Consider the following 12842-nt stretch of genomic DNA (forward strand, 5'->3'; position numbering starts at 1 on the left):
GAATGAGTGACACTATGATTTATACCCAACACCGCACATCCATCAAATGGATTGAAATGATTGTGACTATTTTACTTATCGGCATTTTGGACTATACATTTAGTCTTTCTTTGTCAGATTGGGCGATTGACCCGTTAATTTTTTATATCCTCCTGTTTTCTTTACGATATGGTTTGCTCGGTGCCTTCGTCAGTTTCGCGTTGACGAGTCTCTACCATTTCTCATTCCTCTTGATGGAAGGCTCAGACTTGCTCTTATTCCTTTACGATACGAATGAACTGGCTTGGATTTTGCTACACTTCTTCGTCGCGCTTAGTGCGGGTGTCTTCAGTACTTCTTATCGGGAGCGTTACCAGTCGCTCCACATTCGTCAAGAAGAAGTGATTGATGAGAACGAACAACTGAAACAGACGATACAACAACTACAAGAGTCGCAAGGGGAGATGCGGAAGCGGGTGCTCGACTCGACTTATACGCTCTCAAAAATTTATGAGATTGGACTACAACTTGATCAGGATGCGACCGCTTTAGTACGTGATCATTTAATTGGAACGTTCACGCGTGTCTTCCGTGCTCGTCAACTCGCTTTATATCATGTGGATGCATCGCGGCGCACACTCCGTCTTCATGTCCGTTCCGGAGAGGTAGAACGTTTGCCCCAGACGCTTTTCATCGATTCGGAGGAGGGAATTTTCGCACGGATGTTCCAATCAAAAAAGCCGACGCTTCGTTTAGCAGATGAGCTAGATGGACCGCTTCTCGTTGCACCGATTTGTTATGAAGGAACGGTGAAGGAAGTCTTGGTCGTCCATGAAATCGATATCTTACGCTTACGTAGTCATGAGATGAACATGATGAAACTCGTCTTGGATTGGACGGGAACGCGCATTGAAAAGGCCGATGCCCTCGAATGGATGCTCGTCAGCGACCAACTCGTCGACGGGACGCACATGTTCCGTATGGAAGCATTCGAACAAAAAGTGGCCCAACAAGTACTTCGTCATGAGCAATATGGTCAACCGTATAGTACGGTCACATTGCCTGTAGAGGGTGTGGACTTGTCATTGATTGAAATGGAATTGATTTTGAGACAGTCGATGCGTGAAATTGACGTTATCGGATATGACGAAGACGATCGCATCCTTCATTTTCTCCTCCCAGGTACACCGGTTGAATCAGCCGAACGATTCAAGGAACGGATTGAGCATGTCTTCTATGTGAAAGGTGGGAAACGCCTATGACCGGTTGGATGATTCTTCTTTTCTTCCTTCTGCATGCGACGGTCCTTTTCGTCTTGTATCGACTGATTGTACGACCGAAAGTCGATGCGACGGAAAAGGGAGTCTGGCTCTCGATATTTCTCGTCAGTGCCGTCATCCCGATTGTCGGAGAACTGTTTGGTTTGATTGGATATGTGATTGCCCGACGCTTCGCCTCACCGAAGACGCTTCTCGACTACGATGAGTACATCAACTTTGAGACGGTCAACTTAGAACGCTTGCAGCAACAGGCGAAAGAAGATTTAGATCTCGTCCCATTGACGGAAGCCTTACAGATGGACGGGAACAAACGGAAACAATCGATCACACAACTCATGTCGACACCGCTCATGAATACAGAAGAATATTTACACTTAGGTCTCGAACACGAGGATACGGAAACGGTCCACTATGCAGCGACTGTCCGAAACACATTGTTTGACCGATACGATTTGATGTTAAAACAGCGAATCGCACAAGTGAATCCGGAGCGACCGGAGACGATTTATCCGGTAATCGAGACCGGGATCTCGTTCTTGGATAGCGGTCTCTTGGATCAAGATATGCAAATGCGCATCCAGCAACGGATATTATTTCACCTCGATCAATTGAGTGAGTACGACGAAACAGACGAAACGTACTTACGCACGAAAGCCCGCCTCTCGTTCCGCTCGGGTGACTTGGAAACGGGAGAACGATTGGCTGAGGCGCTCACCCTTTATCATCCAAAAGTACCCGATGGATATGTCATGTTGATTGAACACCACATGACGAACGGCGATTGGACGTCCCTACGTCCTACCCTCGACCGCCTGCATCAACATCTCGATTTGCAAGACATTCCAGAGGACTATCGCTTTGTCATTCAACAGTTAGAAGGTGCCCATATATGAATAAATCGATTACGACGTATATCGCGTCTTTGTTCTCTTTACTCATCGCGATGATTGTCGTCGTCCAGTTTTTACGGCTTGACTATGGTCATCGGCTCATCCCAAAAGAAGCACATGAGCCGAAATCCTTTACGACACTCGCGGGTGAGGTGAGAGCGGTGGAGGGGGATCCGGTTCAAATCTACATCCATCAGAATGACGACGATTTGTCGACAGCTGTTTTGAATAACTTTAAATATGCGCTCGACTATGCAAAGTTGCCTTATACCTCGATTGAAGCAGAGGCCATCGCATCGATTGAGCCTTCTCCACGACACGTTCTCGTCGTCAGCGGAGAAAATACGAAATCATGGCCGTACGAGGCAATTCGGTCGTTCGTTGAAAAAGGTGGACGGCTCTACGTTGCCGGACGATTCATCGATCAAGACTGGGCAGACCTGGTCGGCGTAAGCGATTTTGGGGACTTTAAAGATGGAGTCAACGGGTTGATTTTCGAACAAGAAATTTTCCCTGGGTATGTCGACTTGCCTCAAGACTCAGGGTTATTCGTCCACAGCATTGCTGACGTCAAACTGAAAGAAGAGGCGGACGTCCTCATTTCTGCCAAAAACGAACCAATATTATGGCAGTCTCCTTATGGGAAGGGCGAAGTGATGTTTTGGAATACGACGTCGTTGACGGATAAGAACTCACGCGGCTTGATGGTGCAGACGCTTTCGATGCTGTTCCCAGCGTTCGTCATGCCACAAGCTGGCATCAAGGTCGTTCACCTTGACGACTTCCCGGCACCGGTACCAAATTATTCGAATCCGGTCATCACGAAAGAATATGATTTGTCCATCAAAGAGTTCTTCTCAGAGATTTGGTGGAGAGACATGAAGCAAATCGGTGCTGACTACGACGTCACTTATTCTGGTTTCTTGATCGGCAGTTATAAAGCGACGAATGAAGAGACGACAGAACAGCTCATCGAAAAAATTCGGGCACCGATGCTCGAATATGGTCGCGGTTTACTCCAAACGAATGGGGAAGTCGGGCTACACGGGTTCAACCACCAGCCACTCGTCATGGGAGATGAAGTGATGGACCCGGAGCTTGGATATACAAAATGGGACAGTCAGGAAGATATGCGTTCCGCCATTGACCGTGTCGTTGAGGCGTTTGACTATTACTTGCCGAATGAGCGGATCCGCAGCTATGTGCCACCATCGAACATCATCGGTCAATCCGGACTTGAAGTGTTGAACGAGAAGTTTCCGAAAGGGCTGATTGTCGCAGGACTCTACAGCGGAGATGCGACGAAAGGAAGTTACATTCAAGAGTTCGGACCCGACCCGGTCTATCCGAACTTGTACGATTTTCCTCGCGTATCGAGCGGATACAACGAGACACCGGATGATCTATTTGTCGTCATTGATGCCGTCGCCAACTTCGGACTCGTTTCCCACTTCATTCACCCGGATGATGTGTTAGATGACTATCGCTCGAAAGGGAAAGGGTGGGAGATGATGAAAGAATCGTTTGGAGGTCTGTTCCAGACACTCTACTCCAAATATCCACATCTCGAGGGCTTGAGCCAATATGACGCGTATCGAAAATATAAGCTTTATCAAGATGCGCAAATCGATGTGGCTTACACGAATGATGCTATCGATATCAATGCCCAACAACTGCCTGTCCCGTCGACGTTACTCGTTCGTGTGCAACCTGGGAAACGTCTCGATACAGGGACGTTCGATTATGGTGAAGTCAAGCCATTTGATGAGAATGGTACATTGTATCAAGTTGAATTGAGAGACACGTCTGTTCGTCTCCCGATATTGGAGGGTCGCCCATGAAAATAGGAATTGTTGTCGAAGGGAGTTATCCATATGTGAGCGGCGGCGTATCGAGCTGGGTTCACATGCTGATGGAACAGATGCCGATGCATGAGTTTGAGATTATCTCAATCATGCCGAATCCGAAGACAGAGGCAGATTATCGCTATAAGTTACCGAAGAACGTCACAGGCGTCACCACGCTCGCCCTCAATCAACGGACGACACGGAAACGTCGACCGGAAGCGTTATCGGAAGCGGAACGGGAGCGAATCAAGACGTGGATGACATTCGGTCAAGTCGATTCGTCCATCTATCCGATTCTTGAAAATCAAATCGGGACACCAGAACAATTCTTCTCGAGTCGTCTCTTCTATCAGCTCGTCACGGAGAGCTATCAAGAAGAAGGGCAGGCCGGTTCGTTTATCGATTACTTTTGGATGTGGCGCAGTATGTATGCGCCTGTCCTTGATTTACTCCAAGCCGGATTACCTCAGGTCGACCTCGTGCACGCGGCCTCGACCGGATATGCGGGTCTGATTGCGAGTGCGATGAAAGAACGACAAAACATTCCGTTTCTTTTGACTGAACACGGCATCTATTCGCGTGAACGGGAAGAAGAACTGTTGCAGGCATCTTGGATTCCGGCTGAGTTTCGCTCCCATTGGATTCAGTTCTTCCACCACATTTCCCGGGAAGCGTACCGAAAGGCAGATGACGTCATCACACTCTTTGAACGAAACGGCGAGTTGCAACGTCAGCTCGGTGCACCTGTTGAGAAATTAAGTATCATTCCGAACGGGATTGACGTGACGGGCTTGTCTGCTCTCGGGCATGTGCCGGGAGTGGATAAACTACGAATCGGTGCCATCGTTCGCGTCGTTCCAATCAAAGATATTAAAACCATGATTTATGCGGCGAAACTGTTACAAGACATGCTCGTCCCGTTCGAACTGACCATTATGGGACCACTTGATGAGGATAAGGAGTATGCGACGGAGTGCGAGATGCTCATTCGGCAACTCGAGCTTGAACAGTCCGTCTTGATGGTCGGAAAAGTCGATATTCGACAACACCTTCCCGAATTCGATGTTTGTTTGTTGACGAGTATCTCCGAAGGACAACCGCTTGCTGTACTAGAAGGTATGGCCGCTGGTGTCCCGTGGATTGTGACGGACGTCGGGGCCTGTGCGGAACTCGTGAACGGGCGACCGGATGAACCGTTCGGTCCGGCCGGATTTGTCGTTCCGCCGGTCAATCCACGGCGAATCGCAGAGCGTTGCGCCTGGTTCCATCAAAATCGTGAAGATGCGCGCCGACTCGGACGAAACGGGCAACAGCGAGTCGAGACGTACTATCGCACCGATCAGTTTATCGATGCATATCTACACTTATATGAAGAGAGGAGAGCGGTATATGGCGGGCATCGGGTTTAAGTTACAACAGTTGTTTCAAGAAGACTACTTCTCTTCACGAATCAAAGCATATGCATTTGCCGGGCTCGTCACATCAGGACCATGGCTGATCGTCATCGTCACGATTGCCCTCATGCAGTGGCTGACGAGCTATCTATCTATCGCTACACTCGAAGAACGCACGACGTTCAATTTGATCGTCTCTTACAGTTTTATTTTTTCGCAAGTCTTTCTCGGCGTGCAGCAGCTCGTTGTCACGAGGTACTTGGCGGATTGTTTTTATGAGAAACGATATGAAGACATCTTCCCGGCGTTCATCGGGATGATGAAGACGACGGTCGCCATCGCGTCGCTGTTGTTCGCTATCTTCCTCATGTTCTCTGAACTCCCTGCTTTATTGAACGCGTTGGCATTCGTCCTATTCATGACGGTCAACCTCATTTGGGTACACTTCTTGTTCCTCAGTGCGGCCAAGTTCTATCAGGCGGTAGCCTATAGCTTTGTGGCCGGTGGCATCGTCTCAGTCGCCGCGGTCCTCATCACGGACCAGTTCTTGATGCAATATTTGACGGAGTCCTACATGAAGAGCTTCGCGTTGACAGCGAGTATGACACTCGGTCTTGTCGTCACGTTGTTCGGCTTGTTCACATCGATGCTCCTTACGTTCCCAAACCGTAGTACGGTCGGTCAGTTCTCGTTCTATCGCTATTTTGACCGCTACCCGGCACTCTTTTGGACCAGTTTTCTCTATAACATCGGGATCTGGGTCGGCACATGGATCATCTGGTTCGCGGAAGGAGGGAGTGTCCACCTCGACACATTCCGCTATCATCCGATCTATGACACAGCTATCTTCCTCTCTTATTTGACGATCATTCCGACGATGACGATATTCGTTGTGTCGGTCGAGACGCGTTTTTATGAGCGGTATCGCGTGTTTTATGGATACGTGAACGAAGGTGGGACGTACCAACAGATTCAACGTTCGAAAGCGGCCATGCTCCTCGTCTTACGACAAGAGTTGCAACGACTGTTCCGAAATCAAGGGCTCGTGTCGCTTCTCTTTATTCTGTTCGCGGCCGTCTTGTTCCCGCTACTAGGTCTGTCACCTGAGATTCGGGATGTCTTTCAAATGACGACGATTGGTGCCTTTTCAAACGCCATGGTGCTCGTTCTCACGCTCGTCCTGCTCTATTTTGAAGATCATCGGGGAGCGGCGTATACATCGGCACTCTTCATCACGATGAATGCAGGGTTGACGTTCTTGCTATTACCACTTGGACCAGACAGTTACGGTCTTAGTTTTGCGATTGGTTGCACGATTGCGTTCGCGTTCTCACTCATTCGCTTGATTCGATATGTATCCGAGATTGATTATCACACGTTTAGCCGAAGCGAAACACCTCCGCGTACGGATACATTCCGTCGTGTCGGGGACTGGCTCAATGATCGCTCGGCTTAACAATCGCAGCAGATGAACTTTCAGAAAATGGGGTGAAGCACATGAAAACAATTTTTGTGACAGGTGGCGCGGGGTATATCGGGACACACACGACGGTGCAATTGCTTGAGGAAGGATACGAAGTCGTCATTTTGGACAACTTGTCCAATAGCCGACAAGAGGCGATTCAGCGAATCGAGATCCTGACTGGAAAGACGGTCACCTTATACGTGGGCGACATTCGAGATCAGGAATTGCTTGATGAAATCTTCTCCACGCACTCGATTCATGCGGTCGTTCACTTCGCGGGTCTAAAGGCAGTCGGCGAATCCGTCAGCCAACCACTTCACTACTATGACAACAACGTAGCTGGGACGCTCGTCTTGTTACGGATGATGAATCAATTTGGGATAAAACGTATCGTCTTCAGTTCATCGGCGACCGTTTACGGAATCCCAACCACATCTCCGGTCGATGAATCGTTCCCGCTCAGTGCGACCAATCCATATGGACGAACGAAACTGATGATCGAAGAGATATTGCGCGACCTTTATACAGCTGATTCTTCTTGGTCGATTGCGATTCTTCGCTATTTCAATCCGATTGGCGCGCACGACTCCGGGACGATCGGCGAAGATCCGTTCGATGTCCCAAACAACTTGATGCCATACATCACACAAGTCGCGGCCGGGCGTCTAAAAGAGCTTCAAGTGTTCGGGGATGACTATCCGACGCATGACGGGACAGGCGTGCGCGACTATATCCATGTCGTAGATTTGGCGCTTGGTCATTTGAAGGCGTTGGAGTATGTGGGGAAATATGAAGGGGTGGAGGCGTTCAACCTCGGGACAGGGAAAGGATACAGCGTCCTTGATTTGCTTCAAACGTTCCAACAGGAGAGCGGACAGACGATTCCTTATCAAATCACGGATAAACGAGACGGAGACGTCGCGGCGATATTTGCCGACCCGCAAAAGTCTAAGGCCATTCTTGGCTGGGAAGTGCGACATGACATTGAAGCGATGTGTCGGGACGCTTGGCGTTGGCAATCGAATAATCCGAAAGGGTACAGTGAATAAATCCTATGAAGTAGGCGGTCATCACACGATGGTCGTCTCTTTTTGTGTTAGATTGGATAGCGAACGGGAACACCTAATGGAACGTCATTTACTTAGGAGGGATCGGATGAAAGCTTTGTTTTTGAACTGTTCGCTAAAAGGTGGAGACACGACGTCCCATACGGAAGGATTGATTCGTGACATCATCCCACACTTCGATGCGCTCGACGTCGAATCCGAGATTGTTCGGATTGTTGATTACAACGTCAAGTTCGGTGTGACGGAAGATGAAGGGGATGGGGACGAGTGGCCACAGATTTTTGAGAAAGTGAAGGCCGCGAATATTGTCGTGATTGGGACACCACTCTGGCTCGGGGAGAAGAGTAGCGTCGCCACCCAAGTGATCGAACGGCTATATGGCGGTAGCGGACTGACGAACAAATCAGGACAGGCGATTTACTACAACAAGGTCGGTGGAGTCGTCGTCACGGGGAATGAGGATGGGGCGAAACACGCCTGTGCTTCGATTCTATATGGATTGTCCCACATCGGTTTCACCGTGCCGCCGAATGTCGACACGTACTGGGTCGGAGAAGCGGGACCAGGTGATTCGTACCTTGATGCTGGACGAGAAAATGAATTCACGAAGTCTCACGGAAAGACGATGGCATATAATCTCGTCCATTTTGCGAGAATGCTTAAAAACCATCCAATTCCGGCAGAAGGGAATACGATGGAATGAGTAAAGGTCTCGACCAATCGGTCGAGACCTTTATGGCTTACTCTTTCTTCTCCACCGCATGCCCACCGAACTCGTTCCGTAATGCCGCGACGACCTTGCCCGAGAACGTATCCTCTTGAAGCGAGCGTTGACGCATCATGAGGGAGAGTGCGATGACCGGTGTCGGGACGTCGTACTCGAGTGCCGTCTCGACCGTCCATTTGCCTTCACCGGATGCATGCATGACCCCGCGAATGTCGTCGAGCTTCGCATCTTTCGAGAAGGCACTCTCCGTCAGTTCCATGAGCCATGAGCGAATGACCGACCCGTGATTCCAAACGCGTGCGACATCTTCATATTCATAGTCGAACGGACTCTTCTCGAGCACTTCAAAGCCTTCGGCAATCGCCTGCATCATCCCATACTCAATCCCGTTATGCACCATCTTCAAAAAGTGACCACTTCCGCTCGGTCCTGCGTACAAATAGCCCTGGTCGGTCGAGACGTCTTGGAAAAGTTGCTCGATCTTTCCGAACGCCTCCAAATCGCCTCCGATCATCGTACACGCCCCGTGACGGGCACCTTCCATCCCACCACTCGTCCCAACGTCGAAGAAATAAATCAGTTTTTCTTTGAAATGGTCGGCACGCCGCATCGATTCCTTATAGTTCGAGTTCCCTCCGTCGATGACGATGTCGCCCGGCGAGAGAAGATTGTGCAAGTCGTTCAAGACGTGTTCGGTCACGTCACCCGCCGGCACCATCACCCAGACGACGCGAGGGGCTTGAAGCGCGGAAACGACCTCCTGCAAAGAGGCTTTCGTCTCAAATTGACTCGTCGATACGTTTCCCGGGTCATACCCGACGACACGATGCCCATTGTCTGTCAAATTCAGAGCCAAATTGAGGCCCATTTTACCAAGTCCAATCATACCGATTTCCATTCGTTCCACCCCATTTGTAAGATTTAGTCCTCTATAGGGCATACCCGAAATAACGATTGCTCAAAAGGACAGCTTGCCCGAGATGTAGAATGATATAAGTGCAACAGTGATGAGAGGAGGGTGGCGATGTTTGAAAATGTATTTCGACTGGCCGTAGACGTCAGGCATCGATTCAAAGACCATCATATTAATGACTACAGTGCCACATTGGCGTTTTTTTGGTTTTTATCCATCTTTCCGACGTTTTTTGTCTTTTTTGCCGTGATGGCATGGTTTCAAATCGATGATGCGCTTCTCATCGAACAGATTGAGACACTCATTCCAGGGTCAAGTGTGCGTGAACTGTTATCTATCGTCTATGACGTGAGCGGAAATTTGAACGGTGGACTGTTATCAGTCAGTGCCATCATCGCGTTTTGGTCGGCCTCGAACGGGACGGCGCGACTCGTCAAGCTGACGGTGTTCGCATATGGGGAGACGGAAGCGCGCGGCTATATCTTCCGACGATTGATCGGGTTGCTCGTGATTTTAGCAGGGAGCATCGGGGCGGTCATCTTGATTGTGTTTCATCTATTCGGTCAAGAATTTGTCGAATTGATTTATGCCCTCTATCCAAAAGTCGAAGAATTCGACCGCTTGTCGACTCTGACGCGCTATACGGTCTCGACGCTCATCTTGATCATGGCTTTCTCACTCTTTTATAAAATCGCGCCACAACAGCGAGTACGGTTCATCGAAACACTTCCTGGAGCCGTGTTTGCGGTCATCTCGTGGCAATTGCTGTCGACCGGATACAGTGTCTATGTCGAACGCTTCTCGATTCTAGGGGACACGTATGGCACGATTGGTGCGGTGATTCTACTACAAATTTGGCTCTATCTGACAGCAGCAACGATGCTGATTGGGGCAGAAATCAATGCGGCATGGCCCTACCATATGACCCGCCAACCGACCCGGACCCATTTCCCGAAACAAAAAAAGGGATATCGTGATTATTCTTTGTGAACATGCTTTAAAACAACCCGTGGCATGGGAATAAACTAGTACTATTTCACGGAAGAAGGTGTGGCCGCATGGCGAAACATCGTAAACCATCAAAGTGGAAAATCGTACTAGGGGTTGTAGCAGGCGTCATGGCCTTGGTGCTCATCACGGGTGGCGCGTTCGTCTGGTCAATGGTAAAAGAAGTCGATGACACCGTCGCACAAGTGAATGACAACTTGAAAATCAGCAAAGAGCGCAAGCAGGTCGAGACCATTGAACGCAAAGAGTCTGTTTCCATTCTCTTGCTTGGAATTGACCGACGCGGGACCGAACAGGGACGGAGTGACTCAATCATCGTGCTGACACTCAATCCGGAACTTGATGAAGGAGCGATGCTCTCGATTCCCCGGGATACAAAGACTGAAATCGTCGGGAAAGGGACACGTGATAAGATCAATCATGCCTATGCGTTCGGTGGGGCCGAAATGGCAATGAATACGGTCGAGAATTTCCTCGACATCCCAATCGATTATGTCATCGAGACGGATATGGAGGCATTCAGCGACGTCGTGGATGCACTCGGAGGCATTACCGTCATGAATAAATTTGCGTTCTCGACAGAAGATTACACGTTTCCCGTTGGTGAGGTGACGTTAGACGGAGAAGCGGCACTCGATTACACGCGGATGCGCTATAACGATCCAAACGGTGACTTCGGACGTCAAGAACGTCAGCGTGATGTCGTCGCCGCCATCATCAAAAAAGGACGGACGGACTTCTCACTCGACAAGGTCACCGCGTTACTCGAGGTGGTCGGCGATCAGGCGAAGACGAATATCGAGCTCAATGAATTCGTCTCTTTGTCGACGGACTATATGAACGCGTTCCGCAACGCGAGTATCTTACGGCTTGAGGGTGCGGGCGGATTAGAGGGGGACGGCATCTATTATTGGAATCCGGAATCTTCTTCGTTGAATGGCGTTCAGGAAGAGTTGAAACGATTGATGGAGTAAACTGTCTGACCCAAGTCGGACAGTTTTTTTGTGTTTTTTATGAAACGGAAAGTGGGAGAAATAAAGAGATGCCAAGGAGGGATGAGTCATGAAATGGGAAACGATTGAAGAGGTGCTCCTCGAACTCGGGGAGACCTCGCAAGAAAAGTGGGAACGGTTGTTTGAGAAGTGGTCGGATCATCGTTGGCACGACCATGAACGCCCTTCTGAAAAAACAAACGTCTTGTTGGTGGATGCCGGTTTTATCCTGACTGACGGACGAGCGAACCTCGAGGCTCTCCATCAATGGTTAGCCGATCATGTCCAAACGACGGTGAGTGATCTCTATCTCGTCTCCCTGTTTCCGTATCAAACGAAACAACAGGACACAGCCATCGACTCGCGGGTGCAACTGTTCGAAGACTTAGGACGTTTCACCGATGAGTTCGATTTGATTTACGAGATGACGCCTGAAGCATGGAATGAGTCACAACTCGACCTTGTCACCGTAACAGATGAACTGATTGAACGTCTGGCGTATGGAGCGACGAAAATCCGTGTCCATGTCGAGTCGTTTCGCGGAATAGAACCGGAACGAGTCAAACACATCCTCAAACTGTGGCGTACGATTATGCATACGTATAAGCCGAATGCACAGCTCATCGTTGCCAATGAACGTGTCGATTCAGTCCTAAACTTTGAGGAAGAGGCGGACGTCGTCTGTCATTTCGACTTATCCAGTCATGTCATTTTAGCGTTTGCGCAGGCCAATGTGACACGATTGACCGATTGGGCGAGACAAGTTCATTCACTGAGAGCCAATCAAACATATTTCAATTTCCTATCTTCAGCGGAACGTGATCCGTTTGAGAAAAATCTGATGGACACTAACCCAGATGTGATTCTCGCAGCCCACAGTGTATTGTTGTCGCTTCAAGGGATTCCGTTGATTGATTACCGAACTTTATTTGGGGTGTCGCAACCGGTTGAACAGGAAGATCTCGTCCGAGCATTGAAACGCGATCCGGATCGACTTCGTGTTTATGAAGGGATATTGAGCCAATTGAATGTGAAACGACTCCATCCTGCCTTGTCCCCTTACATTGGTCAAGAGGTCCTAAATCTCGATCGGCGCGTTTTCGCTGTTAAGCGAACGCATCAAGAGGAGACCCTACTGTTATTGACGAATATGAGTGAAGAGACGGTGCAGACGGATTGTGAAGGGACGAGTCTCTTTACAGAAGAATGGATGACAAATGTAACGCTTCGCCCGTATGAATATGTTTGGCTAAAACAATCACACAATGGAGAGTGAACAC

11 protein-coding genes are annotated in these 12842 nt (G+C 49.3%); 10 read left to right on the forward strand and 1 reads right to left on the reverse strand.

Going from position 1 to position 12842, the window contains the following annotated elements; translation table 11 throughout:
* Positions 1 to 14: 14 nt before the first annotated feature.
* From BBB58_RS04895 to BBB58_RS04925, 7 genes are all read left to right on the forward strand, one after another.
* Positions 15 to 1241 (forward strand): hypothetical protein, encoded by a 1227-nt coding sequence (locus tag BBB58_RS04895; RefSeq protein ID WP_074035855.1) that lies wholly within the window; start codon positions 15 to 17, stop codon positions 1239 to 1241.
* On the forward strand, positions 1238 to 2152 hold the full coding sequence (locus tag BBB58_RS04900; protein WP_074035857.1) for a hypothetical protein: 915 nt from the start codon (positions 1238 to 1240) through the stop codon (positions 2150 to 2152). Before BBB58_RS04895 ends, BBB58_RS04900 begins: the two co-directional genes overlap by 4 nt.
* Positions 2149 to 3990, forward strand: a complete 1842-nt coding sequence (locus BBB58_RS04905; RefSeq protein WP_074035859.1) for a DUF2194 domain-containing protein — start codon at positions 2149 to 2151, stop codon at positions 3988 to 3990. Before BBB58_RS04900 ends, BBB58_RS04905 begins: the two co-directional genes overlap by 4 nt.
* Positions 3987 to 5405 (forward strand): GT4 family glycosyltransferase PelF, encoded by a 1419-nt coding sequence (gene pelF, locus BBB58_RS04910; RefSeq protein WP_074035861.1) that lies wholly within the window; start codon positions 3987 to 3989, stop codon positions 5403 to 5405. Before BBB58_RS04905 ends, pelF begins: the two co-directional genes overlap by 4 nt.
* Entirely contained in the window at positions 5386 to 6846 is a 1461-nt protein-coding gene (pelG, locus tag BBB58_RS04915; RefSeq protein ID WP_074035863.1) for an exopolysaccharide Pel transporter PelG, read from the forward strand. Before pelF ends, pelG begins: the two co-directional genes overlap by 20 nt.
* Positions 6847 to 6887: 41 nt before the next feature.
* Positions 6888 to 7904, forward strand: a complete 1017-nt coding sequence (gene galE / locus BBB58_RS04920) for a UDP-glucose 4-epimerase GalE (RefSeq protein WP_074035865.1) — start codon at positions 6888 to 6890, stop codon at positions 7902 to 7904.
* A 106-nt stretch (positions 7905 to 8010) separates the two neighbouring features.
* Positions 8011 to 8625, forward strand: a complete 615-nt coding sequence (locus BBB58_RS04925; protein WP_074035867.1) for a flavodoxin family protein — start codon at positions 8011 to 8013, stop codon at positions 8623 to 8625.
* Between the two features lie 37 nt (positions 8626 to 8662).
* Here BBB58_RS04925 and gnd read toward each other — a convergent pair whose 3' ends face one another.
* The gene (gene gnd, locus BBB58_RS04930) at positions 8663 to 9547 is read right to left on the reverse strand and encodes a phosphogluconate dehydrogenase (NAD(+)-dependent, decarboxylating) (protein WP_074035868.1); all 885 of its coding nucleotides are present in this window, start codon (positions 9545 to 9547) and stop codon (positions 8663 to 8665) included.
* A 126-nt stretch (positions 9548 to 9673) separates the two neighbouring features.
* On the opposite strand from gnd, the gene BBB58_RS04935 reads away from it, so the two are divergent.
* The 3 genes from BBB58_RS04935 (at position 9674) to BBB58_RS04945 (ending at position 12838) form a co-directional block, all read left to right on the forward strand.
* Entirely contained in the window at positions 9674 to 10552 is an 879-nt protein-coding gene (locus BBB58_RS04935) for a YihY/virulence factor BrkB family protein (protein ID WP_074035869.1), read from the forward strand.
* A gap of 68 nt (positions 10553 to 10620) precedes the next feature.
* Complete coding sequence (locus BBB58_RS04940) at positions 10621 to 11544, forward strand: LCP family glycopolymer transferase (protein WP_074035870.1); 924 nt, start codon at positions 10621 to 10623, stop codon at positions 11542 to 11544.
* 88 nt (positions 11545 to 11632) lie between these two features.
* Positions 11633 to 12838, forward strand: a complete 1206-nt coding sequence (locus BBB58_RS04945; RefSeq protein ID WP_074035871.1) for an alpha-amylase family glycosyl hydrolase — start codon at positions 11633 to 11635, stop codon at positions 12836 to 12838.
* The last annotated feature ends 4 nt before the right edge of the window (positions 12839 to 12842 follow it).

The sequence above is a fragment of the Exiguobacterium profundum genome (assembly GCF_001909285.1).
GTDB lineage: Bacteria > Bacillota > Bacilli > Exiguobacteriales > Exiguobacteriaceae > Exiguobacterium > Exiguobacterium profundum.

Bases quoted from the DNA above. Each gene is read 5' to 3' on its own strand.
- pelG (WP_074035863.1), top strand. From the start codon at position 5,386: ATGGCGGGCATCGGGTTTAAGTTACAACAGTTGTTTCAAGAAGACTAC.
- BBB58_RS04935 (WP_074035869.1), top strand. From the start codon at position 9,674: ATGTTTGAAAATGTATTTCGACTGGCCGTAGACGTCAGGCATCGATTC.
- galE (WP_074035865.1), top strand. From the start codon at position 6,888: ATGAAAACAATTTTTGTGACAGGTGGCGCGGGGTATATCGGGACACAC.
- BBB58_RS04945 (WP_074035871.1), top strand. From the start codon at position 11,633: ATGAAATGGGAAACGATTGAAGAGGTGCTCCTCGAACTCGGGGAGACC.
- BBB58_RS04900 (WP_074035857.1), top strand. From the start codon at position 1,238: ATGACCGGTTGGATGATTCTTCTTTTCTTCCTTCTGCATGCGACGGTC.
- pelF (WP_074035861.1), top strand. From the start codon at position 3,987: ATGAAAATAGGAATTGTTGTCGAAGGGAGTTATCCATATGTGAGCGGC.
- BBB58_RS04895 (WP_074035855.1), top strand. From the start codon at position 15: ATGATTTATACCCAACACCGCACATCCATCAAATGGATTGAAATGATT.
- BBB58_RS04905 (WP_074035859.1), top strand. From the start codon at position 2,149: ATGAATAAATCGATTACGACGTATATCGCGTCTTTGTTCTCTTTACTC.
- BBB58_RS04940 (WP_074035870.1), top strand. From the start codon at position 10,621: ATGGCGAAACATCGTAAACCATCAAAGTGGAAAATCGTACTAGGGGTT.
- gnd (WP_074035868.1), bottom strand. From the start codon at position 9,547: ATGGAAATCGGTATGATTGGACTTGGTAAAATGGGCCTCAATTTGGCT.
- BBB58_RS04925 (WP_074035867.1), top strand. From the start codon at position 8,011: ATGAAAGCTTTGTTTTTGAACTGTTCGCTAAAAGGTGGAGACACGACG.